The organism is Candidatus Tumulicola sp., from assembly GCA_035601835.1.
GTDB lineage: Bacteria > Vulcanimicrobiota > Vulcanimicrobiia > Eremiobacterales > Eremiobacteraceae > DATNNM01.
The window spans coordinates 1-26,391 of the sequence record DATNNM010000010.1 but is presented as its reverse complement, the minus strand read 5'-3'; the positions used below and the strand labels follow the sequence as shown (position 1 = coordinate 26,391).

Here is a 26,391-nt window from a genome sequence, read left to right as displayed (position 1 = left end):
GCGCTCTTGAACGTTTTTGCGATTCTCGCGGCCGCGGGTCGCGGCGATCGATTCGGCCGGCGCAAACAGCTGCTTGACCTTGCCGGCAAGCCCGTCGTCGCATGGGCGCTCGAGAGTCTGGCGGACACGCCTGAAGTGTCAGGCATCGTCATCGCTTGTGAGAACGACGAGCGGACCGAATTCGATGAACTCGCCGAGCGCTTCGGGGCCGGCAAAGTCCGCTCGATCGTGCGCGGCGGCCCGAGACGCCAGGATTCAGTCCACGTAGCGCTGCGCGCCGTGCCGGCGACCTGCGACTACGTGCTGGTGCAAGACGGCGCGCGACCGTTCATCGACTCCGCGCTCACCGGTCGAGTCATCAGCGCGGCCGCGCGCGTGGGCGCGGCGATCGCCGCCGTGCCGGTAAAGGACACGATCAAGCTCGCCACCGACAAAGACACGGTGGAAGGCACCGTGCCGCGCGAGCGCCTGTGGGCGGCGCAAACGCCGCAGGTCTTCTCGTACGCGACGCTGCTCGAGGCGCACCGGCTCGCGCAGGCGGACGGTTTCGAAGCGACCGACGACGCCGCGCTGGTCGAGCGCTACCAGAGCACGCCCATCGCCCTGATCGAAAGCTCGTACGAGAACCTCAAGATCACCACGCCCGATGACTTGGAGGTCGCGGCGCGCATCGCCGAACGTCTGCTGGCAACGCGTCGTTGAGAGTCGGTTTCGGGTTTGACGCGCACCGTTTGGTTGCCGGGCGCCCGCTGATTCTGGGCGGCTGCCGCATTCCATTCGAACGCGGCCTCGAAGGCTTCTCGGACGCGGACGTGGTCGCGCACGCCACCATCGACGCGATCCTCGGCGCCGCCGCGCTCGGCGATTGCGGCACGCATTTTCCCGCGGGCGATTCGCGCTACGCCGGGGCAGACAGCATGCAGCTCTTGCGCAAAGCCGTCGGGTTGCTGCGCGGCGCGGGCTACGGCGTCGCCAATATCGATTGCACGATCCTGGCTGAGGCCCCCTCGCTGGCGCCCCACTTAGACGGCATGCGCACGGCGCTCGCCGCAGCGCTCGAGATCGACGTGTCACGGTGCAGCGCGAAGGCGAAGCACACCGAAGGCCTCGGATTCACCGGCGAAGGCGCCGGCATCGCGGCCTGCGTCATCGCCGCCATCGAGACGACGAAGAGATGAAGCAGAGGACGGCCTCCGTGCGCGTGCGCTTTGCGCCTGCGCCGACGGGCACGCTGCATGTCGGCGGCGCCCACACCGCTCTCTTCAATTATCTCTTCGCGCGCAAGCACGGCGGCAGCATGATCCTGCGTTCGGAGGACACGGATTATGCGCGCTCCTCCGGCGAATCGGAGAAGATCATCCAGGACGACCTGCACTGGCTGGGGCTCGACTGGGATGAAGGCACGGACGTGGGCGGATCGTTCGGGCCTTATCGTCAGACGGAGCGCGGGGATCGCTACGGTCTTGCCGCCGCGCGCCTGCTGGAGATCGGCGCCGCGTATCCGTGCTACTGCACGCCCGAGGAACTCGAGGCGGAACGCAAGGCGGCCGAACAAGCCGGCAAGGCGCCCAGATACTCCGGCAAGTGCCGCGATCTCACGCCTTCGCAGCGCAGCGCGCGCGAGGCGGAAGGACGCAAGGGAGCCATCCGGTTCACGATGCCCGAGCGCGACGTGTTCGTCGAAGATCTCGTGCGCGGGTCAGTGCATTTCCCAGCGGGTTCGATCGGCGATTTTGTCATCATGAAGTCAGAAGGCGGGCCGACGTACAATTTCGCCGCGGTCGTCGACGACAGCGATATGGCCATCAGTCACGTCATCCGGGGCGACGAGCATCTTCCCAACACACCGCGCCAAGTCGCCTTGTACGAAGCGCTCGAGCTGCCGCTGCCGCTGTTCGCACACGTCTCCATGATCCTGGCGCCGGATCATACGAAGCTCTCGAAACGTCACGGGGCGACTTCGGTGGCGGAATATCGAGAGAGCGGCTATCTTGCGCCGGCGCTGCTCAACTATCTCGCATTGCTGGGCTGGGCGCCGGGCAACGATCGCGAATTTTTCACGCTCGAGGAATTGACCGCAGCGTTCTCGCTCGATCGCGTGGCCAAAAGCCCCGCGGTCTTCGATCACGCGAAGCTGCGCTGGTTCAACGCGCACTACCTGCGCGCGTTACCAAAGGAGAAGCGCAGCGAGCTTTTTGCGCAGTGGGCCGCGCAGGACGAGAAGGTCGCCGCTGCGTCCGATTTCAAAGACGAAGCGTGGCGCGGGCTGCTCGTCGACGCGCTCAGCGACCACGTGGAAGTGCTCGGTGAGGTTCCGCGGCTTGCAGCCGAACTGCTCACCGACCAAATCGTCATCGAAGACAGCGCACAGGATGCGCTGACCGGCGCAGCAGCGCGCTCGCTCGTGGCCGAACTTGCAGAAACCGCAGAGAAATGCGCGGATCGCACCGCGCTGGCCGCCAGCACGAGCAAAGACGCGCTGGCGCTGCTCGGCGCGAAGCACGATCTCAAGGGGCGCGCGCTGTATCGGCCCATCCGCATCGCCGCGACGGGTCGGGAGCACGGCATCGAACTTGCCCTATTATTGCCCCTGCTCGGGCCACGCCGCCTCGCCGCGCGCATCCGCAACGCGCTCGCGCAGACGCAAGAGGCGAGCAAGGGGCCGCTGTCATAACAACACAGCACGCCGCAATGTCCAGAGAATCCATCTTCCACCAGATCCGTCAAGATTGGCACGCGTGCTTCGAGCGCGATCCGGCGGCGCGCAACTGGCTCGAAGTGCTGCTCTGCTATCCGGGTTTCCACGCCGTCGTCGCGCACCGTTTCATCCACCCGCTGCAGCGCTGGGGCGTGCCCGTCATCCCGCGCTTGTTCTCGCACTGGGTGCGCTTCCTCACCGGCGTCGAGATCCACCCGGGCGCGGAGCTCGGCAGCGGCCTCTTCATCGATCACGGCATGGGCGTCGTCATTGGTGAAACCGCGGAAGTCGGCCGCAACTGCACGCTGTATCAGGGCGTCACGCTCGGCGGCACGAGCCTGCGGCGTGAAAAACGGCACCCGACGCTGGAAGACGACGTCGTGGTCGGCGCAGGCGCGAAGGTCATCGGAGCGATCGTCATCGGCGCGCGCTCGAAGATCGCGGCCGGCGCAGTGGTCGTCAAGTCCGTGCCGCCCGATTGCACCGTCGTCGGCGTGCCCGGGCGCTGCGTGAAAGACGGCGCGCATCCCGAACCCCTCATCCCGCAAGTGGACATGCCCGACCCGCTGGTCGAAACGCTGGCCGCGATGAGCGGCCGCATCGAGGCGCTCGAAGCGCAGGTTCGCCAACTCGAACAGCGCAATGGCACTCCGACTCTATAACAGTCTGACCCGCAAGCTCGACGAGCTCAAGCCGCTGGTCCAGGGCTTGGTCGGCATCTACGTGTGCGGGATGACGCCTTCATCCAATCCGCACCTGGGCCACGCGCGCACCTTTCTGACTTTCGACGTGCTGCGCCGGCACCTGAGCGCCAAGGGTCTCGCCGTCACGTACGTGCAGAACGTCACCGATATCGACGACAAGATCATCGATCGCGCGCGCAAGGACGGCACCAGTTGGGACGCGGTGGTGAACCGCTTCTTCGGCGAATACGAGGCTTGCGCGAAGCGGCTCGGCCTGAAGCCGCCTGACGTCGAGCCCAGAGCGACGCGGGAGATCCCCGCGATCGTGGAGGTCATCGCCGGATTGATCGCGCGCGGCGCGGCGTACGAGTCGGGCGACGGCGTCTATTTCTCCGTGGAATCCGATCCGCACTACGGCGAGCTGAGCGGGCAGAAGATCGAAGACCTGCGCGCCGGGGTGCGCATGGAAGTGCGCGAGGACAAACGCAGTCCGCTCGACTTCGCCTTGTGGAAGAAGGCCAAGCCGGGCGAGCCCACCTGGCCGAGTCCGTGGGGCGAGGGCCGCCCGGGGTGGCACGTCGAGTGCTCAGCGATGGCGCGCCGTTACCTTGGCGATCAAATCGACATTCACGGGGGCGCGGCCGATCTGATATTCCCGCACCACGAGAACGAAGTCGCGCAGACCGAATGCTTCACCGGCAAACACCCGATGGCGAACATCTGGATGCATGCGGGCCTGTTGATGGTCGACGGGCAGAAGATGAGCAAGTCGCTGAACAACTTCATCCCGCTCACCGAGCTGCTCGAACGGCACTCGACGGCCGCGGTCCGCTACCTGTTCCTGCAGACCGGATACCGCAAGCCCACCAACTTCACCGAAGAGGCGATCGACGCCGCGGCCAAAGGCTTGCATGGGCTGTATCAGGAGCTGGACGATCTGCGAAAGTTACCCACTCCCAGCCACGTTCGTAGTGCCGGGGCTTTAGCCCCGGAAGACTTCGACGCATTTCTCGACGACGACCTCAACACCGGCGGCGCGGTCGCGTGGCTGCAGACCCAAGTGCGCGATGCGCGCCGCAAAGGCGATGCAAGCATCCTCGGCGTCGTCCAGCGCTGCCTCGATATCCTCGGCTTGCCGCGCAGCGCTGCGGAAGCAGATCTCGAGCGCAAATCCGCCGTCGCGCATCTCAGCGACGAGGCCAGGGCGATGCTGCGCAAGATCGCGGGTGACGCCGTTTCCAGCGACACCGCGCTGATCGAGCGCGTCATCGCGCTGCGCAACGTCGCGCGCGCCTCCAAGAACTTCGCGCAATCCGATGCGCTGCGCAATGCGTTGAGCCGGGCGGGCATCTCGGTGAAGGACACGCCGGCAGGCTCCGAATGGTCGTTTGATGCCGGGCGATGACGAAGTCATCGTCGGCGTGCATGCGGTAGCGGAGGCGCTCGCGGCGGGCGAGCGAGTGCGCAAGATCATCATCGCGTCGCATCGGCAACATGACAAGGCGCTGGCCGAGATCGTCGCCGCCGCAAAGCGGAATAAGATCGAGATCGCGATCGAAGACGAGCGCTGGTTCGCGCGCTTCCAAAACGCCAGGCATCAGCACGTGGCGGCGCTGCTGCCGGCGTTCCGTTACGCCGACTGGCGCGCGACTCGCGACGCGCTGCGCAAAAACGAGAGCGCGCTCGTGCTGGCGCTCGACCACATCGAAGATCCCCACAATCTCGGCGCGCTCGTGCGCAATGCCGAATGCGCCGGGGCGCAAGCAGTCGTGATCCCCGAGCGGCGCGGCGCGGGCGTCACGGCGGCCGCGAGAAGGGCGGCTGCCGGAGCGGCTTCGCACCTGCCGATCGCGCGCGTGCCGAACCTGGTCCGAGCGTTGGAAGACCTCAAAGAAGACGGCCACTGGGTCGTCGGCTTGGCCACTCTGCCGACTGCCGTTCCCTATACCCTAGCCGACTATCTAGGGAAGTGCACCCTGGTGGTCGGTTCCGAGGGCAAGGGGCTCTCGCGGCTGGTGGCCGAGCGCTGCGACCGCTTGGTCCGGATCCCGGTTTTGGGACGCGTGGCGTCGCTCAACGCAGCATCCGCTGGGGCTGTGGTATTATACGAGGTAGTGCGTCAGCGTTCCAAAACGGCCGCTACGACATAGCACACCCCTATTGTCCCGGTAATCCTTGACGAAATGAGGGACGGACCCTATAATCGGTAGGGACATTAAGGGTGCGTAATACTCAAAAATCGGGGGTCAAGGAAAAAACTTTGGGAGCACTCCGCCAAGCGGAAGATACACTGGATTATAGCGAGCGAGCGGACGAAGAACTCGTCAATGCAGCGAAGTGTGGCGACAATCTCGCCATGGAGTTCCTGCTCAACAAATATAAGAACTTCGTCCGCATCAAGGCCAAGAGCTACTTTCTCATCGGCGCTGATCGCGAAGACATCATCCAGGAAGGCATGATCGGCCTCTACAAGGCCGTGCGCGACTTCCGGGCAGACAAGCTATCGTCGTTCCGAGCGTTTGCCGAGCTGTGCATCACGCGTCAAATCATCACGGCCATCAAGACCGCGACGCGCCAGAAGCACATCCCGTTGAACCAGTACATCAGCTTGAACAAGCCGATCTACGATGAGGACAGCGAGCGCACGCTGCTCGACGTCATGGCCAGCGCCAAGATGTCGGATCCGGAAGAACTGGTCATCAACCAGGAAGTGTCGGAAGACATCAAGGAGCGGATTCAGGAGAACCTTAGCGACCTCGAGTCGCAGGTGCTGCTGTCTTATCTCGAGGGCAAATCGTACCAAGAGATGGCGCGCGATCTGAATCGCCACGTGAAGTCGATCGACAACGCGCTGCAGCGCGTCAAGCGCAAGATCGAAAAGAATCTCAGCGAAGTCGAGCTGTACTAGAATCGACTGAGGCGCCCGCAAGGGCGCCTCAGTTTTTCATTTGCTGAACTGATTGGGGTCGTAATTCGGGTCGCGCGGCCTGGGAGTGTCTTTCCACCAATTGCTGTACCGCGCTAGCCACTCGAAGTTCTCAAACAGAAATTCGTTGTTGTTGTAGCGCCGCCAATGCGCCACGAACTTCTCGATGGTCGCCCAGCGGAAACGCAGCATGTAGCCGATGGCGTCCACGAGCAGCGAAGCGTCGAGAACGCGCCGGCGCGCCAAGCAGGCGATCGTCTCGACGTATTGGCCCACGACGAAGAACGCACGCTCATCCTCTGAGCCGACAAACTTCTCGGCGATGTCCTTGTCGGTCGGGTAGCGTGCCTCGACACCTTTGAGATGTTCGAAGACGGTCACGACGTGGACAGAAGAGAGGCGGTCGATGGCTTCCAGCATCGCCAGCGCGTTGCGCTCGTGCTCCATCTGCCGCGATTGCCGCGCCAGCATGATCGTGGTGAAGACCACGGTGGCGAAAGCGATCAGAAGCGATCCGATCGGCACGATCTGCTCGACTGATAGCGACATGCCTGCCGGTTCGGTCGTCACGCACGGTGAGCCTTGGCCGCAGGTATGGGCGGACCGGCGCCTAGAACGTCCGCATCCACGGCCTCACCGTTTCGAGGAGCCGTGTAAGTCCGCTTTTCGGGGGCACCGCCTTGCGGCCGAGCTTTGTCAAACGACTCACCACGTGCATCGCGCTAGCGTCCTTTCTGGTCGTCGCAGCGATATCAGGTGCTTCCTCCGACGAGGGCGACGCGGCCGCGCACGCGGCCAAGGCGAAGGACGCTGCTAGCGCTGCTGCGATACATGCCGGCATTGCGGACCAATACTCCGACCTTCTCTCGGAAGCGGCAAAGAAGTGCGATTATGAAAGATTCAAGAGCTTGTTGCGCGAGTACAAACTAGCGGAGGATAACACCGAGAAGGGGGCTTCGGACGCGCAAAACGAGCTGAGCAAGGCGGACAGCGCCGCCGGCACGGCCGAGATCGGTGCGAAACTCCAAAAGGCGTTAAAGACGCTGGGCGGCGCGAAAAGAACGGTCGAAGCAGCGTGGGTGCTCTTCGAGCTGTGCCCAAAGGAGAAGCTGAGCGGCGTCACGCCCGACGACATCAAGAAAGACAAGACGCGCTTTTACGCCACGCCGACGCCCGCACCCACGCCAACGGTGACGCCGGCGCCGACCCCGACGCCGACCGGCACCGTCCGCGCGCGTCTCCCTGACTGGCGCGACGTAGCGGGCTGGACCAAGCTTGAACCAACGGTTGAAGCCAGTACCGGGAGCGGACCACCGCCGTCGCTGCCGCCGCCGACCGTGCCGCTTCCCAAGCTCGAAGATCTTCCGGGCTTCAAACTCGACAGGCCGCGGCAGAACGGTGGAACCAGCAACACGCAGGGCGCGGTGCTGGCGCCGTTCGCCGGACCGCGCGCGCAGATCGTGTTCTACATCGACCCCAACCCACCGGAGGGCGGCGCGCAAGGCGTGTTGCTCCTCAGCGAAGACGAGCAGGGGCAAAAGCGCTACTTCCGCGCGACGCCTGATGCCGCCGGAAAGGTCGCTCTCATCGCCGAGCTCCACCACAGCGCGCTAAAGGCTTTATCGCTCGTCACGCGCATCGACGCCGCCGGCCGCCCCGAGATCGGCTCGCGCTGCGAAATCGGCAACCCCGGCCACATTCCCGGTACCGACATCGTCGCGCATCCGCCTGCACACGGGCTTCGGATCACGGAGACAAATTCAGCGGCGCAGGCGGGCGACATCGTCAACGTGCATATCGCCAATAACACGCCGTTGGACACGCGTTTCACGCTCGACGGCAAGCCCGTCCGCATCCTCGGCGTATCCGACAACAGCGCCGTTCTTTGGATCGCGCGCGGCACACCCCTAATGGCCCACCACCTGGTCATGGAATCCGCCGCCAAGCGAAGCAACGCCGTGCCGTTGTGGGTGGTGCAGTTGGCCCCTGAACCGGTTGGATCGTCGCGGCCCGGCATCGTGCAGACGATCACGATTCACGTGAACGGTCTGGCGCCGGATCAACAGGCGAAGATGGATTTTGAGATCAGCGGCGCGGCGCTCATGCTTGATGGCAGTTCAAGCGCGACGGAGCCGGTCGAGAACGGCATCGTACGCCTGCAGGTGCGGGGCACGCAGACTGGCAGGGCGCTGCTGCGCTTTCACCTGAAGATGCTGAGCGCTCAGTTCCTGTAAGCTCCACGTGCAGGGGTGGGCGCGGCGGCTGGCGAAACCTTCAGAGGGCCGCTAATTTCTACGTGTCATGGAGGACCTAATGCGTAAACTCCCTTTTTCATTCTAAGCGTCGCCTTCATAGCCGGCTGCAATAACACCAGTACCCCACCGATCATACCGCTAGGGCCGCAGTCCCTGATCGTCGGCAATTGCGGTCTCAGCCATACGATCACCGTGTATCCGGCCGCGATCACGGGCGACACCGCTCCGACCCGCACGATCACCGCCGCAGGGCTTACGTGCGCTCACGGGCTGGCGATGGACAACGCCGGAGATATCTTCGCGGCCCAATATACCAACGGCATGGTCTTCGAGTTCGCCCCCGGCGCGAACGGCAGCTCGACGCCGATCCACACCATCACCACGGTGGTCAACCCTCTCGGCGTAAGCGTCGGGCCCGATGGTAACACCTATGTCGGCTCGCTCACGACCACGCTGTATGTTTTTGCGCCTGGCGCGGACGCTGCGGCCACGCCCGTGCGCACGTTTAGCGTTGCCGGCGCAGGGATGACGCGGGCCGAATATCCGACATTCGATGCACTCGGCAACCTCTGGCTGTCTGATGAAAACACGGGCATCGTGGCCGCCTTTTCTGCGACCGCGACGGGCACGCCGACGCCACTGCACAAAATATCCGGCTTAAACACCGGGCTGACCAATCCTTACGGCCTCGCGGTGGACGCCGCTGGCGAGCTGCTCGTTGCGGACTACAACGTTCAGGCGGTATCGGTCTTTGGACCGACGCAGGACGGGAATGTCGTACCGGCGCGCGCCATTAAGGGCGTTGCGACAACGCTCGCTAACCCTACCGTGGTGCAGGTCAATCGCGCAAGCACGATCTTCGTGACCAACGAAGGTGCAAACGCGGTTCTGATTTTCGGGTCGTCCGCGAACGGCAACATCGCGCCGATGGGCTCGGTCACCACTGGGATCAGCAGTCCTTGGGGCATGGCCATACGGTAGACAGGCGAGTTAGACCTTAGGCGAGCAGCGCTTCTTGGGCTTGCCGGCCCACAGCATGTCTTGCCTCGGTTTGTTCGCCACGCGCTTGAGGGCGTACACCTGCAGCGGGCCGCCAAGTTCCTGGTCGTAGATGCGCAGGCCGGTGGAGGTCAATGCAACCTCCCAGAAAGTATCGACCGCAAACGCGTTCTGATCGGCATAGCTCGCAGGCCAGCCGGTGACAAACGCCATCCCGCGTCCGAGTGGCTTCGCGATCCAGCAACTTTCCCACTGGCCGTGCGTTGCGGCATAAAGCCGGGATGCACTGACCGCGATGTCCATCGTCTCGATCTGACCGCGCGCCAAGCCGCGATAGGAGCCCGCGTACGCGCTCAAGAGATGCCCGCGCGCGTCCGTCGGCGCCGCGGCGTACGCGAGACGCGCAGAGTCCAAGAAAACCACGCACAAAAAGACCGCTAGCAAAAAGATCCTCATGGGAAGACTTACGCCGAGACCGACCGGCGCGACCTCTCGAATCCTTCGCGCAAATGGGAATCCGGCGCACGACAAAGAAGCACGCCCTGGAGGCCGACGTAGCTCAGGGGTAGAGCGGCGGTTTTGTAAACCGCGGGTCGGGGGTTCAAGTCCCTCCGTCGGCTTTGGCGTCCCTCAGGCGGGCGCGTCTCAAGGGGTTGTTCCGATGAATCCGGCATGGTATAGTATTATTGCCTAACGAATCTATGCCCGGTGATGGAATGGCCCGAATGAACGACTGCAAGGATTTGGACCACCTCGACATCCGCCTGCTTGACGCTCTCCAGCGCAACGCACGGGCGACGTTTGCCGAATTGGGCGAGCTGGTGGGCTTGAAACCCCCCTCGGTGCACGATCGCGTGAAGCGGCTGGAAGCGCGCGGCTACGTGCGCCGTTACGCCGCCCAATTGGACGGCCGCAAACTCGGTCTGAATCTGACCGCCTTCGTCGCATGCTTCATCTCGGCCGACACCGGTTACGACGACTTCACGAAGAACGTCTCCAAGATCCCGGAAGTGTGCGAAGTGCATAGCGTCGCCGGCGAAGAGTCATTCCTGTTGAAAGTCATGACGAAGAGCACGGCGCACTTGGATGATTTCCTCTCCCGCATGAAGCTCGTTCCAGGCATCGTGAGGACCAAGACCACCATCGTGCTGTCAACGCCGTATGAGCGACAGGGCGTCGCGCTGCCGGACATCGAGCCGGCGGCTTCGCGTCGCCTGCGCAGCGTCGGCTAGCCACCAGAAAACACCAGAGGACCAACATGTCGGAAACGACCACCACCGTTCCGATCGGCACGGAGCCGGTCATAGCGCTCAAGCCGCCGGCCGGGCCGGAGGCATTCGAGCACACGAACATCCGCCAGGGCGAATTCTGGAAAGCCATCCCGGCCTACGCCGACGTGGACGAAGCCACGTTCATGGATCACCTCTGGCAGGGCAAGCAGTCCGTCAAGACGACCGAAGAGCTGATGGCCACGATTCACGGCCTCGTGCCCGCCGATTTCTACGAAGACGTGCGCGCCGGGTTCCATCGCGCGCCCATGGCGGTGCGCATCTCCCCGTACATGATCGCGTCGATCGATTGGAGCGATCCATACAAGGATCCGATCCGCACGCAGTTCCTGCCGCTCGCCTCGCGCCTGCTGCCGGATCATCCGCGCCTTTCGCTTGACTCGCTGCACGAACAAGAGGACGCACCCGTACCGGGACTCGTGCATCGCTACGTCGACAAGGCGCTGTTCTTACCGACCAACATGTGCCCGGTGTACTGCCGCTTCTGCACGCGCTCGTACGCGATCGGCGGCGACACGGATATGGTGGAAAAAGCCCAGCTCGCCACCGATCCGAAACGATGGAAGCGCGCCTACGAATACATCGCCTCGCGCCCAGAGCTTCAGGATATCGTCCTCTCCGGGGGCGACGCGTATCAATTGCCGGCCAAAAGCCTGAAGCTCATCGGCGAGGCGCTGCTGGCGATTCCGAACGTAAGGCGCATCCGCGTCGCGACCAAAGGCCCGGCGGTCATGCCCATGAAGATCCTCACCGACGCCGCCTGGACGGATGCGCTGGAATCCATCGTCGAACAGGGCCGCAAAGTCGGCAAGGACGTCGTCTTGCACACCCATTTCAATCACCCCAACGAGATCACGTGGATCACCGAGAAGGCGATGCAGGTGCTCTTCGAGCGCGCCATCCACGTGCGCAACCAATCGGTGCTGATCCGCGGCGTGAACGACGACGAACACACTATGCGCCTGCTCGTCAAACGCTTGGGCTATCTCAACGTGCACCCGTACTATGTGTACATGCACGACATGGTCAAGGGCGTCGAGGACCTGCGCACCACCGTGCAGACCGCCATCGACATCGAGAAGCACGTGCGCGGCTGGACGGCGGGCTACAACACGCCGACCTTCGTGTGCGACGCGCCGGGCGGCGGCGGCAAGCGCGACGTGCATAGTTTCGACCACTACGACCGCGAGAACGGGATCGCCGTGTACAGCGCGCCGAGCGTCAAGCCCGACCAATGGTTCCTGTATTTCGACCCCATCGATCGACTGGGCGCAGCTGCGCAAAAGCGCTGGCAAGATCCCAAGGAACAAAACGAGATGGTCCGCGCCGCCATCGCCGCAGCCGCTTAGGAGAACTTCATGGCATACGACTTCGAAGTCCGCGACGTGCCGGCGCAGCCGGCATTGTTCATCCGCCACACGTGCAAGCAGGCCGAACTCGGCTTGGTCATGGCCAAGCTGTTTCCGGAGGTCGGCGCGCGCATCAAAGCGATTGGCGCCCAAGCCGCGGGCATGCCTTTTTGCCGCTATACCTCGTGGCGCGATCAAGACTGCGACATCGAAGCCGGCATGACGGTGGCGGCGCCCGCGCAAGGCACCGATCGCGTTATTGCAGGCCAACTGGGCGGCGTCAGCGCCGCCTGCACCGTTCATACGGGGCCATACGAGGGGCTTCAAGACGCGCACAGCGCGGCGGCGCAGTGGGTCGTCGACAACGGCAAGGAGGTCGCAGGCGGGCCGTGGGAGGTCTACGCCAACGACCCCGGTCAAGTGAAGGACCCCAAACTCTTCAAGACCGAGATCTACTGGCCGATCAAATAACGCGCGTCGCCCGGGAGTGCATTGATGCGTCTGCAATTCATGGTATTTGTTTGCGCGGCGCTCGTAGTCGCGCTGCTCGGCGGGCCGGGATTGTACCCGCAAAACTCCGCCGCTCACTCACTCACCCAAGCGTTCGCCACGCCCGAGCCCACGGACCCGGGCTTGCCGCCGCCACCGCGAAAGACGCCCAAGCCCACGCCGACGCCGGTGCCCACCGATACCCCGACGCCGACGCCGGAGCCGACGCCGACACCGACGCCCACGCCGACGCCCAAGCCGACACGCACTCCGCTGCCGCTGCCCCCGCTCGGCGGTGAGGACAAATATCAACCGGTGCCCGCGAGTCCAGGCGATGGCACGGGCGCTGAAACCGGCAACGCGCTCCCGTCGATCGCCGGCACAACGTCCCAGATCTCCGGCACCGTTCTTGGCCCCGACGAGAAACCCGGACCCACGGACTTTTTTGTCGGAACGGTGGATGGCTCAGGCCGCCAGAGTTTCTTCAAGAGCGTGACCGATAGACTCGGCCACTTCCATATCGCAAAGCTCGCGCCAGGGTTGGTGGAACTGTTCGTCTTCCGGCATTTCGACAGAAATGGCCGGCCCGACCCGGGCGTCCGCTGCGCGATCACCGACAGGCCGATGCACCTGACGGATACCCAGATAGTGGCGCGCGCGCCCAACAACGGCCCAGCAGTGCTGGAAGCGAATTCGTCGTACGCGCGCGGCGGATTGATGCAGTTGCAGACCCGCGGCACGAATCCCGCGAACGCGAAAATCCTTCTCGACGGATCTGACAACAATGTCGACACGCTAGCCGCATCGGATCGCAGCATGGTGGGGAAGATCCACGACGGCGCTGCACCCGGGGCGAAAATGGTGAGCGTGGTGTCCGACGGCAGAGCGCTCAACGCGTTTTCGACGAGGGTCGTCGTGCAGCGATTTGATCCGCTGCCGCCCTTGAAGCAGGGCAGCGTCGCCAGCGTTACCCTTCACATCGAGGGTCTGGGTCCGCAGGACACCGCCGTGGTGGTCTTCTCCGTCAGCGGCGCCGCAGATCTGGCTACGGGTGGCACGACCGCGTCGGTACCCGTCAGAGACGGGATCGCGACGGTCCGAATCCGTGGCGTCCGGGCCGGCGCGTTGAATGTCAGCACCGAACTGAAAGTGAGCTCCCCCGACTTCCTCTGATCGAGTGCTTCTCTTGTTGGTCAGAGCCAGAAGAAGGACGCGATGCCGACGGCGAGGATGACGCAGCCGCTGATCACCTCGCCGTAGCGCTCGAGCGGTCCGAACGAGAAGCGCTGCAGCAGGCGAGTCGATTGGTCGCACATGAAGACGTACGTCGCGATGGTCGACAGCCCGAACACGATCGACATGATCGCCAGGAGTCCAGGTCCGAACCGGCCTGCTGCAAGGAAGGCCGGCAGTCCCTCGATCATCGGCGATGAGCCCAAGATGAGCAGCAGCGTCAGACGCGCTCGGCTGCTCGCGCTCAAGTGCCCGGTCAGCTTCGCCGCCGCCTCGGTGTCGACGACGTCGTGATGGAGGAGAGGATGTGGTATGCCGGACTTTAGTCCGGCTTCCCCGCCGTGCCGCAGCTCGCGCAACGCAGTAAACGCAAACCAAGCCCCAAAGATCACGAGCGCTACGCTCGATGCGATCGAGACCATATGCCCGAAGCGCAAGGCGAATACCGCGCCTGCGGCCCAGATGAGCGCGCCGATCGCGAGGGTCGAAACCGTGTGGCCGACGCCGGCCAGCGCTGCGGCCCCAGCTGTCTGCAGACGTTTCCACTTCGCCTGGCGGGCGAGCACGGTGATCGGCAGCCAGTGGTCGGGAACCAGCGTGTGAAAGATGCCGACGGCCAGGACCGCGAGCACCAGCAGCAGTTGCTGATGCACGCCGGCTACTTGAGGTAGGACCGCAAGACGTCTACGAGTTCATCGGCCGCCTCGCGCCGGCCGTGCATGCTCGGGTTGAGGATATGCAGGCGGACGTGATCTTCGAGCACCTCGGACATGAGACTGTCGAGCGCACCGCGCGCCGCCGCGATGCGTTGGAGAACGGCGCCGCACTCGGCCTCTTCCCCCAAAGCCCGCTCGATCGCCTCGACCTGGCCGCGGATCCGCCGCGCTCGGTGCAACAGTTTGTTTTTCTTGCGTACGGTGTGGCTCATGCGTTGACGTTCGAGGCGCCTCTACTGTATATCCTACCCGGGTATAGATACCTCCAAGAACAGTCGGGGTTGACAGAGCGAGCGAGCGGAGTATAATGGCAAGAGATTCCGTGAAGCCACGCCGTTACGAGGATCGCAACGGCGTTTTTATTTATGTACTCTAAATCGGAGATTCGTGTTATGACCAACTTTTTGATCCGGCGTGCAGCAGCTGCGCTGCTCCGCGCCTACGATGCAGTGTGCGAGCGCTACGAGCGCGTCTCGGCCTGGTCCGACAAGTTCTTCCTGTTCTAGGCATTCGGCAGGTCGCGACCTGACCAAAAGAGCAGAGGCCTGCGTGAGATTCTTGGCGCTCGCCGCGGTTTTGTTTGCGGCGGTCCTGGCCCAGCCCGCGAGCGCCGATCCGGCACCGGCGAGTCCGACCCCATTGCCTAGCCCGAGCCCATCGCCAACTCCAATCCACGGCATGCGCTATTCCGGCGACGGCTTCGTGTCGTTCGGCGACGTCGCGCAAGCGGGCCCGGGTCTTGTGCCGCCGGAGGCACCCGGCTTCATCGCGGGCGCGCCGCTCGCGCCGATGACACCGTACGACACGTTCTCGAGCGCGCCGCTCACGCCGGGCGTGGCCGGCGTCGCGCAATTCAACCTGCGAGCGCTCTATTCGGGTCGGGGCATCAAGGCGTCGGCGACGCTCGGACTCGGCTACGCCGGCGGCAGCATGCAAGCCGCGATGTATTGGACGGAGAGTCTCTTACCGTCTCTCAATCCGCATCTTGGAGCGCAGGCGCTGCCGTATCAGGTCGCGTTTCCGACGCACGCGGGTCAGGATGACGGGCACGCCGCGCGGCTGTCATTGCTGTCCGGCTCCATCGGCGCGCCGGACGATTCGCTGGTCCTGCGCGGCGGTTGGTTCGATCTCGCGCAAACGGACAAGTTCGTGTTCGTCCAGCCGGCGCTGACCAACGCGACGCCGTCGATCGGACTGCAGACCGCCGAAACGCTCGGCAACGGCCCGCCCGCATTGGATGCGTGGCCCGCGGCGCTGCCGGGCTTGCCGCTCAACGGTCTCGATCTGGTCGCGCGCCGCGGCATCGCCTCCTTGGAGCTTAGCAACGCGGCGCTGCCCGCTTTGCCCGGCACCTCAGCGCGCGTCACCATCGGCTCGCTCGTCTTCGATCATGGCGAGGGCACGCGCTGGTCCGCGGAAGTCGCGCATGTCTCGACCGGCGGCGCGCTGCTGAGCTCGACGATGTTCGGCGCGAACGCGATGACGCATCCCGGGCCCCAAGGACCCTTACCCACGAGCGATCTCGGCGGACAACAACAGACGCTCGCGGGCCTACGCGGCGCGTTTCACGCCGCCCGATCGCTCGACGCGATCGTTGAGCTTGGGATCGCTTGGTACGACGCGCAGAACGTGCTGAGGCCTGGGACCCAATCTCCGGGCGGCTTCTATCATCTCGGGTTGACGCATCCATTTGGTCGAGCCGCGGTTGCGGCCGACCTCTATCGTTTCGGACCGCGCTTTGCCACGGTCATCCTGCCGTACGGCGTTCCGGAAAATGTCTGGAGCGTGGCATGGTCGTGGCCCGGCCAGTGGCTCAAGTCGACCTATCAGGTCGACGACAACACCGCGATAGGAGCGAACCGCCAAGGGTTCCGCCTTCGCTACTCGCTCGACAAAGGGCCTATCGAGATCCACGCGGGGTACTCGCATTTCGATCAGATCGTGCGTGCAAGTCTCGGCCACCTCAGCCAGGTCGGCTTCGTGGAGGGCTTTTTCTTGCCGCAATTCGACGATTCGGCGACGGCTGGCGTGCAGCATCAGTACGCGCTGTGGACCGCTTGGCATCCGTCATTCGGCGACGTGACGCTGGACTACGTCAACGACACCATGCATCGAAATTTTCTGCCGGCCCACCCCGAAGACGCGGTGTCCTATCAAGCGCCGCAGGTGGTCCTCACCTACTCCCGTCCTTTTGGAAAGCGCGCGCTGGGGGCGGTGGGTTACGGGAGATATGCGATGCGGGGCTCGTGGGCGTTTGGAGCGCTGACCAACGTCGACTATCATCAAAACGTCGCCTTCGTCGGCGCGCAGTTCGCGGAATCGCCGCGCAGCGCGCTCCTCGTGCAAGTGCGCCAGACGACCTTCACGGGCTTGCCCTCGCAGCCGGGAGGACCGTCGCCCAACTTCAGCGGCTCGCTGCTGGTGGTGGAGCAGCGCTACCACATCTAAGAGTGTAGTCCGTAAGACGGTGGGGTAGAATGAAAGTAGACCCGATTACTGGGTCTTGAAAGTGTTTGCATGAAATGCGCAGACTAGTTTTTTGCGTTGCTGCCGCGATCATCGTTGCTGGGTGCAGCGGTGGCGCAGGCGTATCTCCGTCGGCTCCGGCCTCCGCTACCCGGGGAGCCATATCGATGGATTCAAGCAAGTCTACCGGCGGTTGGACCGAGTTCGTCTACAATCCATCAGGTCGAGCCCTAGCGCCGGAACCGGCATCCGTCTCGGGCGGCACAGCCTCATTCAACTTCGCTAGCGGTGTTTTCACCGCACTGTTGACCACCAAAGACAAAGCGCTGACCGGCGACCTTAGCGGTCACACGTTGAGCGACACCATAAGCGTGAGCGGTGTGTCGGCGGGCGCAACCTTCGTGACCCAGAATGGTGGAGGCTGCGGCAACCCTCCGGCGGTGCGTTTCTTCTTCACGACGCCGGGCTTCGAATTTGTGAATTTCTGGTGGTCCAACCCTATCTCGTACACGCTTGCCAACGGATCGGCCACGATAACCGCGAGCCTCGGTGACCCGAGTCAGTGGTCGGACTTCAACGGCCAATCCGGCACGACTGCCCCGGCTGATTTCGCGCAAGCTGTTGCGAAAGTCAATGCGGTCGGACTCTCATTTGGCGGAGATTGCTTCTTTGAGAACGGCGCGACCACGAGTGACGGGTCAGGCACCTTGAGCAGCACGTTCGCCGAGTAGACGCTACTTGATGTAGTACGTGACCGTGACGCTGGCGCGCACGGTGATCTCCTGCGGCGTGATCTCCGTCGGGACCGGCGGCACGCCCGGACGTACTGCTCTGCCCATCATCGGTTGGGGGTAGCCGTAGGTCGGCTCGATGCGCACGCTCTTGACGCGACCCAGGTGAAGATCTCCCGAGGAGGTCAGCGCCCGCGCCTCTTGCTTGGCGTCTTTCATCGCAAGCGACACCGCTTCTAGGTACAGGGCGCGCTGGTTTTGCAAGCCGAATTGGACGTTCACCGCGTTGACGCCTGACGCGCTGACCGCATCCATGATACTCGCCGCGGTGTCAGGCTTCAGTGTGGTGATCACGACGGTGCGCGTCGCGACATAACCGCTTAGCTGCGGTTGCCAGTATGGGTATGCGGGCGCCGGTTGCGCGATCGCCGCGGGCGCGGGTGGCGGGGAGCCTACTGCCGAGCCGGACATGGGGAGCGGCTGTGGGTACGGGCGCGGAAAATAATTGATGTTCAGCGAGGTGGTCTTCACATCGCTGTCGCTGAGCCCCAGTGCGCGCACGCGGGACTTGAGCGTTTCGTACTTGGCGTTGTTCGCGGACATCGCCTTATCGGCCGAATCCGCGTTAGCGACCAACGAAACGTTGATCTGGGCCATATCAGGCTGCCGAGTAAAGGTGCCCTGCCCGGTGACATCGAGTGTGGATCCACAGTCCGATGTCGGCATGGGCATTGGACTCCCAAACGCCGGCGCCGCCATCAGCAAGACGGCGAGTAGAGCTGCGAAATGTCTCATACCGGCGTAACGGATATCCGCCGAGATTCGTTGCCGCGCCGGCGGGACGGCGGATCGGGGGAGGGGCACACACCGGCCGGCGGCAACTAGGCGGAACCGAATCGTGACTGAGAGCGTTATTACTGGGTCTAGCTTTTCTTGAAGAAAGGGTGTCAACTCGTGTTGAGAATCGCGCTCATTTTCGCTGTCTTGGCCGCGCTCGTCGTCGGCCTCCGTTCGCCCGCCGCGGCCGGCATCACAAGTGCTTCGCTCACCGCGACATCGCCGACGACCTACACGGGGCCGTGCCCGACGACGGTGTCCTTCCACGGCACCGTGACGGGAACGTCCGGCACGACGTTCTCGCTGGGATTCAACCGCTACATCAGCGGTGCGCAGCAAATAGCCGACCAGGGTAGTCAGATCATCCCCGCCGGCGGCACTTTTTCGATCAACGACTCCGTACCCATCAGCGCCAGCGCGACCGCCTCGACGTTCGACCAAATATGGGTGCACGGGATCAAAGGCGGCCAGCCTGACGTTTACAGCAACAAAGTCAATTTCTCGGTGACCTGCGGTGCCCCGCCCCCGCCGGCTCCGGCCGCGCCGACCAACCTTAAGACGACTACCAATCCGGGCGTTTGCGGCGATCACGTGGCGCCGTTGTTCGGCGGCCTCATCTGTGGCGCCGCGCTGAGCGAGGGCGACCTCGTCCTTGTCTGGGATTATCCGGACGTGAACACGGTCGACGGCTTCCGGATCTATCAGGTCTCCGGCGGCACGCACACGCTGGTCGACCATCAGTCCGGCATGACCGGCAAAGCGCTCAGCATCAAGGCCGCCAATGCGAAGAACCTGTGCTACGTGGTTCGTGCGTACAAGGGCAGCAGCGAATCCGCTGACAGCAATTCGACCTGCACGCCCACCATCGGCATCGTTAATTTCTCGACCATCAAGCTGCCGATGAACGGCTATCGCTACAACTTCCATTTCAGCCACGAATGGTTCGATTCGACTTTCTGTCTCTACACGCGCGGCCTTGGACCGAGCTTCGCGCCATCGGGGCAGCAGATACTGGTCGGATTCGAAAATTTCTGGGATGCGGGCACGCAACCGGTTGCCTGCTATGAGAAGATCGATCACGCCTATCGCACCGCCATCAAGTTCGACATGGGTCCGCTTGCCGGCAAGAGCATCTGGAAAGCCACGCTGAGCTTCATGAACCAGAAGACCAACGCGAACGCGGCTGCGCCGGCGACGTGTCTCTCGGAGATGATGTACGGCATCAACGACTGGAGCGGCTCGACGGACCTCATCCAGGGCGAGTCTTACCGCGACTTTCCGACGGGGACCAACGTCAACGTCAACAACCCTTCGGTGAAGATCGCCAACAGCACAAACTACCAGATCGACGTGAGCGATGCGGTGCGCGCATGGGTGCTCGGAAGCCGGCCGAACTTCGGGTTCGTCTTCCGCGGTCCTAACGAGGGCTATGCGAGGAACAACGACCAGTGCGGCAGCTTCTTCGGCAACGTGAGTCTGTCTGTCCAGGTCTTCAACTAGCGCTTCGACGACGCCAAGCTGCGCGGCCCGGCGCCAACATCGCCGGGCCGCTTCAATGTGCTCGTTTCAAGGCCGTGACGGCACGATTGTCAAATTCCCGCGATTACGGGCAGGTGACCGAGTGGTTAATGGTAGCAGACTGTAAATCTGCCGCGCTCAGCGCTACGTAGGTTCGAATCCTACCCTGCCCACCAGACTCTTCGTAGGTTCCATGAGCGCTAGCACGATTCGCTGTACGAGATCGCGACCAGCTTGTCGTTCTTGAAGACGAACTGATAATCGAAGAAGCAACCTGTGGGCGCCGGCGGCGGATTGGAAATCGCGTAGCCCAACGCCGTCATCCCACACGCGTGCACGAGTTTGGCGGGCTTGCCGAAGATCTTCGCGACGTCGGCCATGCGCACGCCGAGCCGGACGCCGAGCTTCGAGTGATACGATCCAAGTGAGGCTTGCGTGACTCGCAGCGGCGGTGCGCTCGCCTCCGCCATCAAAACGATATCGCTTTCCTCGTAACCCAACTGATGGAAGAGCACGATGTGCGACTTGGCGTCGTAGACGACGCTCACGCTGCTGAGCATGTCGCTTCTGGGCTTGCGGCGTTCTTCTTGCGTGGCACCAACGAGCAGTCGGTCGACGTTGGGATCGTCCACGCGGTAGCTCGTGGCTTCTCTTGCTCCGGTGAGGCCGTTCGGGGGCGAGCTCGTCGAGAGCTGCAGCGCCCACAGATACCACGGGAAGCACGCGTTCACGCGTTGCGATAGCAGCCACCGATGAACGGGCGGAGCTTCCACCTTCGCCGCGCCGAGAACCGGAACGCCGATCAAAGCTGCGACTGAAAAGCACGCAAGCACCGCCTTCATGCGGAACTCCTTTCGTCAAGGGTCGTACGCGAACACATTCGCGCAGCCCTGCGAAACTAGGGAATGCGAGCGCGCGCGACTAAAGCCGCATATGAGCGGGCGGGAGTAGCTCAATTGGTAGAGCGCTAGCCTTCCAAGCTGGATGTTGCGGGTTCGAGACCCGTCTCCCGCTCCAGCCTTACTCCGGAAGCCGGGCCACAACTTCGAGCTTGGTGCCCGCCGGGTCTTCGAAAAAAATCGCCGGATAAGCGGCGGACGCCGAGGGCTCGATGTTGCGGGCGCCGATCGTGCTCAGCAGCTCGGACCAATTGCCTATATGATCGGGTGACCCGACGCGAAACGCGATACGGGTCTTGGTGGCTGTCATCGACGCGTCTTCGATGAAGCCGATGAAGAAGGCAGCCCGGCCCTTGGAAGCCTCCTCGTAATACTCGACGACGTTGTGCGCTGCGCCGGCTTCGAGGTAGTCCCACTCGCCGTCGGCGATCTCGTTGGCATAACGTTTTCGGGCTAAGCCGAGCGCCGGCATGAGCTTGTCGTAGAACGATTCGACCGCGGCGAGCGACGGCACGCGCGTGTCCACGTGGTCGAATCCCAAGAATCTGGTGGCCATGAGAAACTCCTGTGAGCGGAGGCGGCTCCTGCGGCTGGGTCGAAACCGGACTCGGCAGTGCTCGCTCGCAAGAACCTCCTCGAAGACCGAGCGCGCTTCCTCGTCGCGCTGGCCGGTATTACCTTCGCGGTCTGTTTGGTCACTATTCAAACAGGCATCTACAATGGTTTTGTCAAGTCCAGCGGTATCATTATCGATGACTCGAGCGCCGACGTTTGGCTGTCCTCAAAAGAGATGCTCAACGTCGAGATAGCGTTTCCGATGCCGTACGGCGCGCTGCGAGCCGTACGCAAGCTGCACAGCGTGGCCTCCGCAGAAGCGCTCATCATTCGCGCGGCGATATGGCGCAACGGCGAGAACGCGATCGAGCCGATCCGGGTGGTCGGCGTCGATCCGGACGGCGCGCTCTTCGCTTCGAAGAACATCTCGCGCGCGGACGCGCTCAAGTTGAAGGCCCCGGACACCGCCATCGTCGATGCCGCGAATCTGAAAGCGCTCGGCATCACGGGTGTCGGCGGCCATGGCACGATCGACAACCGAGACGTGCGCATCGTCGCCCTCACCCACGGAACGCAACCCATCATCTCGGCGACGTTCGTGTTCACCTCGCTCGAAAGCGCCAAGGTGTACTTGAGCCCGCCGACGCTGAAGGGCGAACCACCGCCGCCACGAGTGAGTCTGAAGGACCGCGACCTCATCAGCTACGTGCTCGTGAAGATGCGGCGATACATGGACCCCGCGCTCATGAAGCAGTTGCTCGAAGGGACGATCCCCAACAGTCAGGGGTATACGGCCGCAGAGATGGCGCAGCACACGCGCTCGTACTGGTTAGGGCGCACCGGCGTCGGCTTCATCCTCAGCCTCGGCGCCCTCGTCGGCATCTTCGTCGGCATGGTCGTCGTCGGGCAGATCCTGTACACGTCGGTGTCGGAGCACATCAAAGAATACGGGACCTTGAAGGCGATGGGAGCATCTGACTGGCTTTTCTATCGGCTCATCGCAATGCAGGCGGTGATCATCGCCGCCACAGGCTTTATCGCAGGGACCGTGCTGTGCCTGTGGCTGGCTTGGTGGACCTCGACCCACCGCAACACTCTGATCCTCATCACGCCGGTCACGGCGCTCGAGGTCTTTGCTGTCACGCTCGCGATGTGCACCATCGCGGGCCTCTTCGCTATCCACCGCGTGACCAGCGTGGACCCGGCGATCGTGTTCAAGGCGTAGCATGCGACCGCGCCTTCGTCCGCTCGCGTCGATCACCGAAGCCATCACCGCGCGAGGCGTGGAGATGGTCTACGATTCCGGCGCCGAGCGCGTGCACGCGCTCAAAGACGTCTCGCTCGACGTTCATCGCGGCGAGATGCTCTTGCTCAGCGGTCCATCGGGCTCCGGTAAGACGACGCTGCTTTCCGTGCTCGGCGGCATTCTCACCCCGACCGCCGGCGTCGTAACGTTTTTTGGGACCGAGCTGACGCAACTGCGGCGTTCGAAGCTCGCTTACTTCCGGCTGCGCAATATCGGCTTCATCTTTCAAGGCTTCAACCTTTTCAGCGCGCTCACCGCATTGGAAAACGTCGAGCTCGGGCTCAGCATCAAGGGCATCCGCGGAAAGGCCGCGCGCGCGCGCGCGCGAGAGCTCTTGGAGGAGGTCGGCCTCGGAGACAGGGTCGCGTGCCGGCCTCGTGACCTTTCCGGCGGCGAGAAGCAGCGGGTCGCCATCGCACGCGCGCTTGTAGGCTCACCCGCGGTGCTGATCGCGGACGAGCCGACCTCGTCGCTCGACGCCGCAAGCGGGCATAAGGTGATCGAGTTGCTGCGCACGCTTGCCAAGCGAAATGGCGCGACGGTTCTCATCGCGACCCACGATCCTCGCATCGAAGACGTCGTCGATCGCGTCGTGAGTCTCGACGACGGCCTGGTCAAAGCGCCGGCGCACGCGGAGCCGGCTGCAGCTTCACCAATAGCACGGACTTCAGAATAGGGCACGACAAATATGGCGCTAGGCGAACGCATCCTCGAAACGATCGGAGCTCATGAACTGGGCGCCGCGCGCACCTTCCACTTGGATCGCCTGGCGGATGCGATCTTCGAGCATCACTGGCATCTCAGCGATCTCTCGTGGTCGTCCCTGCCGCTGTTGCCCATCCCGCAGCGAGCCAAGGGCAGGCGCTTGCAGGCGTTCGTCGAGTTCGGAAAACGCGCCATTCGAGTGCAGCTCGCGGGTGAGCGGGTCGCCGTAGCCGCTGCGAATATCTTGCTCGCCTTCGCGCAAGCAAGCGGGCTGGCCGGAGCAGCCCAGCGCGCGATCGCCGGCGTTCTCAACGACGAGGCATCGCACACCGCCGTGATGACCGAGTTGGCGGCGCGCGCGGATTCGGAGTATGCGAACGTCGATATTTCCGCGCCCGGCGAGAGTCCGCTATTCTCCGCGTTTCTCGCGGAGATGCCGGAATTACATCCGGCGCTGGTCGCGATGTTCATGGGCGCATACGAGGCGATGGTCGCGATCCGCAGCTATAATGAGGAAGCCGGTTACGAAATGCCATCCGTCCTTGGCGAAATCGCCGAGCGGATGGGAAAAGACGATGGCCGCCACGCCAAAGTCATGCGCCTCGTCGCGCAGGAACTGGTGGAGTTGTTCCGCGCTCAGGGCGCGCTCAGTTCCGCAAACGGTGAAAGCGTTCGGCACGCGCTCTTGGACCCGACGCGGCGTTTTTGGCCGCTGCTCATCCAGCACGAATGGCTTCTCATCCACGACGACCCGCGACTCGCGCGAGAGTTTCAGCGCCGCGCCGACGAGGATGCCGTGGTCGGCCGGCGTTTCTTCTCAGCGTGCGGACTTCAGCCGGAAGAACTCGACTACGTCGATCTCGAGACGTTGACGTCCGACACAGCCGCGAGATGCGTGAACAACGCGGCGTTGAACTCGTCAGGCCTTTCCACCATCGGCGAATGACCGCAGCCGGCCAGCCGCACGAATGACCCGCGCCGCACGAGCGGCGCCAAGCGCGCGAAGCCTTCACAGTTGCTGATCTCGTCGTCTTCGCCCCACACCATCAGCACGTCGCATTGGACCATCGGCAGGCGTACGGCGGTGTCGTACTCGCTGCTCTCTCGCAGCAGCCGGACCAGGTTCGTCAAACGCCGCCGGTCGCTGAAATAGCGAAACGTCTCCTCGATGACCGCATGGCTGACGCAGTCGCGATCGGCCACGAGCTTGCCCGCGATGTGAAACGCATTTGGCAGCGTCACCTTGCCGGTGTTGACGATGCCGAGCTCGGGCCGCTCACGCGTGGGTGCGCCGCTGATGACGAGCGTCGCGACGCGCTCGGGATGCGCGATGGCGCATTCGATCGCGACGAGCGAGCCGAGCGAAGCGCCGATCAGCGTCGCGCGCTCGATCTCGAAGTGGTCCATGAGCTCAAACGTTTGCGAGACGAGCGGAGCGACGCTGGCGTGCTCGGCCGCATAGGGGTGCTTGAGGACGAGACAACCGAAACCGCGTTCGCGCAACGCGCGAACGGCATCGGTCCACACCCAAGCGCCCGCGACCAGCGTGGCGAGCAGCACGACCGTCGGTCGTCCGGCTCGCGGAGGATGGAACGTCGCGATTTCGTCAGCTTGCGCCACTGCTTAGCGGACCTCGGCGCTGGTGGCGAGTTCGCAGCCGGTCTCGCGCATCGCGCGAAGCGCGTCGTCCTCGGCCTCCGGCTTGAGTTTCACCGCAGCGATAGCATCGGTCAGCACGACGACATCGAAGCCGCGCTGTTTGGCTTCGATCGCCGTCGCCTTGACGCAAAAGTCAGTCGCCAGGCCGCCGATGAAAAGGCGCCCGACGCCGTCCGCCCGCAAGCGCCGCTCGAGGTCCGTGCCGGCAAAGCCGCTGTAGCCGTCGGTTTCGGGATCCACGCCTTTTGAAACGACGGCGTCGATCTCGCTCGCATTCAGTTGTGATGAAAACTCGGCGCCCGGCGTGCCCTGCAGGCAATGGTAGGGCCAGATCCCGCCCTCTGCTTGGAAGTACTTGTGATTCTTCGGATGCCAGTCGCGCGTGGCGTACACATGCGAAAAGCGCGGCATGAGACGATTGAGCGGGGCGAAGATGCGATCGCCTTCTGCGACCGCGAGCGAACCGCCGGGGAGGAAATCGTTCTGCGGGTCGACGACGACCAGCGCGTCGGTTGGCTTGATCAGCATAAGGTGGTATGCCAGACTTTGGTCCGGCTCCCTTCAGTTGGCGGCCCAAGGGTTGCGCTCGCAGGGCCGCATGGGGTACTATACTCAAGCCCGCTCCGAACAGACGCCCTTGTAGCTCAGTGGTAGAGCGCGTCCTTGGTAAGGACGAGGCCGCGGGTTCAATCCCCGCCGAGGGCTCGCCGACTCCGACGACAAACTTTACAAAAGCGCATGCGCCCGTAGCTCAACTGGATAGAGCGATGGACTCCTAAGCCGTAGGTTGGAGGTTCAAGTCCTCTCGGGCGCGAATTTTCATCTTTCGCATTCCGGAAACCGGGGTGTGCGCAAGCATGGCGCTTTGTGGCATGCAAGAATTGTAGTGCCGGGGGCTTTAGCCCCGGAAACACAACCCCGATAGCGGAGACTAGGACGAATGGCAAAGGAAAAATATCAGCGCAATAAGCCGCACGTGAACATCGGCACGATCGGTCACGTGGACCACGGCAAGACGACGCTGACGGCGGCGATCACCAAAGTGCTGGCCGAGGCGGGCACGGGTACCAAGAAATTG

Annotated in this window: 29 protein-coding genes and 5 tRNA genes; 25 read left to right on the top strand and 9 right to left on the bottom strand. The window is 63.5% G+C overall.

Going from position 1 to position 26,391, the window contains the following annotated elements:
* The first annotated feature begins 6 nt into the window (after positions 1 to 6).
* From ispD to sigH, 7 genes are all read left to right on the top strand, one after another.
* On the top strand, positions 7 to 702 hold the full coding sequence (ispD, locus tag VN934_04260; GenBank protein ID HXM18002.1) for a 2-C-methyl-D-erythritol 4-phosphate cytidylyltransferase: 696 nt from the start codon (positions 7 to 9) through the stop codon (positions 700 to 702).
* Positions 699 to 1,178, top strand: coding sequence for a 2-C-methyl-D-erythritol 2,4-cyclodiphosphate synthase (gene ispF / locus VN934_04255; GenBank protein ID HXM18001.1), 480 nt, complete (start codon positions 699 to 701; stop codon positions 1,176 to 1,178). Before ispD ends, ispF begins: the two co-directional genes overlap by 4 nt.
* On the top strand, positions 1,175 to 2,674 hold the full coding sequence (gltX, locus tag VN934_04250) for a glutamate--tRNA ligase (protein ID HXM18000.1): 1,500 nt from the start codon (positions 1,175 to 1,177) through the stop codon (positions 2,672 to 2,674). Before ispF ends, gltX begins: the two co-directional genes overlap by 4 nt.
* Positions 2,581 to 3,360, top strand: a complete 780-nt coding sequence (gene cysE, locus VN934_04245) for a serine O-acetyltransferase (protein ID HXM17999.1) — start codon at positions 2,581 to 2,583, stop codon at positions 3,358 to 3,360. The genes gltX and cysE overlap by 94 nt, the downstream gene beginning before the upstream one ends.
* Positions 3,341 to 4,786, top strand: a complete 1,446-nt coding sequence (gene cysS, locus VN934_04240) for a cysteine--tRNA ligase (GenBank protein HXM17998.1) — start codon at positions 3,341 to 3,343, stop codon at positions 4,784 to 4,786. Before cysE ends, cysS begins: the two co-directional genes overlap by 20 nt.
* On the top strand, positions 4,773 to 5,531 hold the full coding sequence (gene rlmB / locus VN934_04235) for a 23S rRNA (guanosine(2251)-2'-O)-methyltransferase RlmB (protein ID HXM17997.1): 759 nt from the start codon (positions 4,773 to 4,775) through the stop codon (positions 5,529 to 5,531). Before cysS ends, rlmB begins: the two co-directional genes overlap by 14 nt.
* A gap of 110 nt (positions 5,532 to 5,641) precedes the next feature.
* Positions 5,642 to 6,289, top strand: coding sequence for an RNA polymerase sporulation sigma factor SigH (gene sigH, locus VN934_04230; protein ID HXM17996.1), 648 nt, complete (start codon positions 5,642 to 5,644; stop codon positions 6,287 to 6,289).
* A 36-nt stretch (positions 6,290 to 6,325) separates the two neighbouring features.
* On the opposite strand, the gene VN934_04225 is transcribed toward sigH, so the two are convergent.
* Positions 6,326 to 6,877, bottom strand: a complete 552-nt coding sequence (locus VN934_04225; protein ID HXM17995.1) for a DUF4760 domain-containing protein — start codon at positions 6,875 to 6,877, stop codon at positions 6,326 to 6,328.
* A gap of 110 nt (positions 6,878 to 6,987) precedes the next feature.
* On the opposite strand from VN934_04225, the gene VN934_04220 reads away from it, so the two are divergent.
* Entirely contained in the window at positions 6,988 to 8,541 is a 1,554-nt protein-coding gene (locus VN934_04220) for a hypothetical protein (protein ID HXM17994.1), read from the top strand.
* A gap of 213 nt (positions 8,542 to 8,754) precedes the next feature.
* Positions 8,755 to 9,543: a hypothetical protein gene (locus tag VN934_04215; protein HXM17993.1), complete on the top strand. Its 789-nt coding sequence runs from the start codon at positions 8,755 to 8,757 to the stop codon at positions 9,541 to 9,543.
* Between the two features lie 9 nt (positions 9,544 to 9,552).
* Here the strand turns inward: VN934_04215 and VN934_04210 are convergent, their stop codons facing one another.
* On the bottom strand, positions 9,553 to 10,017 hold the full coding sequence (locus VN934_04210) for a hypothetical protein (GenBank protein ID HXM17992.1): 465 nt from the start codon (positions 10,015 to 10,017) through the stop codon (positions 9,553 to 9,555).
* Between the two features lie 92 nt (positions 10,018 to 10,109).
* On the opposite strand from VN934_04210, the gene VN934_04205 reads away from it, so the two are divergent.
* From VN934_04205 to VN934_04185, 5 genes are all read left to right on the top strand, one after another.
* Positions 10,110 to 10,181: transfer RNA gene (locus VN934_04205), tRNA-Thr, on the top strand.
* A gap of 105 nt (positions 10,182 to 10,286) precedes the next feature.
* Positions 10,287 to 10,793: an Lrp/AsnC family transcriptional regulator gene (locus tag VN934_04200; GenBank protein ID HXM17991.1), complete on the top strand. Its 507-nt coding sequence runs from the start codon at positions 10,287 to 10,289 to the stop codon at positions 10,791 to 10,793.
* A 26-nt stretch (positions 10,794 to 10,819) separates the two neighbouring features.
* Complete coding sequence (locus tag VN934_04195) at positions 10,820 to 12,199, top strand: KamA family radical SAM protein (GenBank protein ID HXM17990.1); 1,380 nt, start codon at positions 10,820 to 10,822, stop codon at positions 12,197 to 12,199.
* Positions 12,200 to 12,208: 9 nt separating this feature from the next.
* Positions 12,209 to 12,670 (top strand): GyrI-like domain-containing protein, encoded by a 462-nt coding sequence (locus VN934_04190; GenBank protein HXM17989.1) that lies wholly within the window; start codon positions 12,209 to 12,211, stop codon positions 12,668 to 12,670.
* A 24-nt stretch (positions 12,671 to 12,694) separates the two neighbouring features.
* A complete protein-coding gene (locus tag VN934_04185; protein ID HXM17988.1) occupies positions 12,695 to 13,861 on the top strand; it encodes a hypothetical protein in 1,167 nt (388 codons plus the stop codon).
* A gap of 20 nt (positions 13,862 to 13,881) precedes the next feature.
* Here the strand turns inward: VN934_04185 and VN934_04180 are convergent, their stop codons facing one another.
* A complete protein-coding gene (locus tag VN934_04180) occupies positions 13,882 to 14,574 on the bottom strand; it encodes a hypothetical protein (GenBank protein ID HXM17987.1) in 693 nt (230 codons plus the stop codon).
* 5 nt (positions 14,575 to 14,579) lie between these two features.
* Positions 14,580 to 14,849, bottom strand: coding sequence for a metal/formaldehyde-sensitive transcriptional repressor (locus VN934_04175; protein HXM17986.1), 270 nt, complete (start codon positions 14,847 to 14,849; stop codon positions 14,580 to 14,582).
* Between the two features lie 337 nt (positions 14,850 to 15,186).
* Here VN934_04175 and VN934_04170 point away from each other — a divergent pair, with 337 nt between their 5' ends.
* Positions 15,187 to 17,085: a hypothetical protein gene (locus VN934_04170; GenBank protein ID HXM17985.1), complete on the top strand. Its 1,899-nt coding sequence runs from the start codon at positions 15,187 to 15,189 to the stop codon at positions 17,083 to 17,085.
* A 185-nt stretch (positions 17,086 to 17,270) separates the two neighbouring features.
* Positions 17,271 to 17,834, top strand: coding sequence for a hypothetical protein (locus VN934_04165; protein ID HXM17984.1), 564 nt, complete (start codon positions 17,271 to 17,273; stop codon positions 17,832 to 17,834).
* A 3-nt stretch (positions 17,835 to 17,837) separates the two neighbouring features.
* Here the strand turns inward: VN934_04165 and VN934_04160 are convergent, their stop codons facing one another.
* Positions 17,838 to 18,560: an SIMPL domain-containing protein gene (locus VN934_04160; protein HXM17983.1), complete on the bottom strand. Its 723-nt coding sequence runs from the start codon at positions 18,558 to 18,560 to the stop codon at positions 17,838 to 17,840.
* A 231-nt stretch (positions 18,561 to 18,791) separates the two neighbouring features.
* Between VN934_04160 and VN934_04155 the strand changes: the two genes are divergently transcribed.
* Positions 18,792 to 20,171, top strand: a complete 1,380-nt coding sequence (locus tag VN934_04155; protein HXM17982.1) for a DNRLRE domain-containing protein — start codon at positions 18,792 to 18,794, stop codon at positions 20,169 to 20,171.
* 107 nt (positions 20,172 to 20,278) lie between these two features.
* A tRNA-Tyr gene (locus tag VN934_04150) sits at positions 20,279 to 20,365 on the top strand.
* Positions 20,366 to 20,389: 24 nt separating this feature from the next.
* On the opposite strand, the gene VN934_04145 is transcribed toward VN934_04150, so the two are convergent.
* The gene (locus VN934_04145) at positions 20,390 to 21,031 is read right to left on the bottom strand and encodes a hypothetical protein (protein ID HXM17981.1); all 642 of its coding nucleotides are present in this window, start codon (positions 21,029 to 21,031) and stop codon (positions 20,390 to 20,392) included.
* Positions 21,032 to 21,130: 99 nt separating this feature from the next.
* Between VN934_04145 and VN934_04140 the strand changes: the two genes are divergently transcribed.
* A tRNA-Gly gene (locus VN934_04140) sits at positions 21,131 to 21,206 on the top strand.
* Positions 21,207 to 21,209: 3 nt separating this feature from the next.
* Here VN934_04140 and VN934_04135 read toward each other — a convergent pair.
* Entirely contained in the window at positions 21,210 to 21,644 is a 435-nt protein-coding gene (locus VN934_04135) for a VOC family protein (protein ID HXM17980.1), read from the bottom strand.
* A gap of 57 nt (positions 21,645 to 21,701) precedes the next feature.
* Here VN934_04135 and VN934_04130 point away from each other — a divergent pair, with 57 nt between their 5' ends.
* From VN934_04130 to VN934_04120, 3 genes are read left to right on the top strand one after another with little or no spacing between them, the layout of a single operon-like run.
* On the top strand, positions 21,702 to 22,868 hold the full coding sequence (locus tag VN934_04130) for an FtsX-like permease family protein (GenBank protein ID HXM17979.1): 1,167 nt from the start codon (positions 21,702 to 21,704) through the stop codon (positions 22,866 to 22,868).
* A 1-nt stretch (position 22,869) separates the two neighbouring features.
* A complete protein-coding gene (locus VN934_04125; protein HXM17978.1) occupies positions 22,870 to 23,625 on the top strand; it encodes an ABC transporter ATP-binding protein in 756 nt (251 codons plus the stop codon).
* 12 nt (positions 23,626 to 23,637) lie between these two features.
* Positions 23,638 to 24,600 carry a hypothetical protein gene (locus VN934_04120; GenBank protein HXM17977.1) on the top strand — a complete coding sequence of 321 codons (963 nt, stop codon included), beginning with the start codon at positions 23,638 to 23,640 and terminating at the stop codon, positions 24,598 to 24,600.
* On the opposite strand, the gene VN934_04115 is transcribed toward VN934_04120, so the two are convergent.
* Complete coding sequence (locus tag VN934_04115) at positions 24,504 to 25,274, bottom strand: alpha/beta hydrolase (GenBank protein ID HXM17976.1); 771 nt, start codon at positions 25,272 to 25,274, stop codon at positions 24,504 to 24,506. The two genes, VN934_04120 and VN934_04115, sit on opposite strands and share 97 nt — an antisense overlap.
* 3 nt (positions 25,275 to 25,277) lie before the next feature.
* A complete protein-coding gene (locus tag VN934_04110; GenBank protein ID HXM17975.1) occupies positions 25,278 to 25,841 on the bottom strand; it encodes an isochorismatase family protein in 564 nt (187 codons plus the stop codon).
* A gap of 105 nt (positions 25,842 to 25,946) precedes the next feature.
* Here VN934_04110 and VN934_04105 point away from each other — a divergent pair.
* The 3 genes from VN934_04105 to VN934_04095 form a co-directional block, all read left to right on the top strand.
* Positions 25,947 to 26,018 (top strand) — tRNA-Thr (locus VN934_04105).
* Between the two features lie 35 nt (positions 26,019 to 26,053).
* A tRNA-Arg gene (locus tag VN934_04100) sits at positions 26,054 to 26,127 on the top strand.
* A gap of 126 nt (positions 26,128 to 26,253) precedes the next feature.
* On the top strand, positions 26,254 to 26,391 hold a 138-nt coding region (locus VN934_04095), incomplete at its 3' end, for a GTP-binding protein (protein HXM17974.1).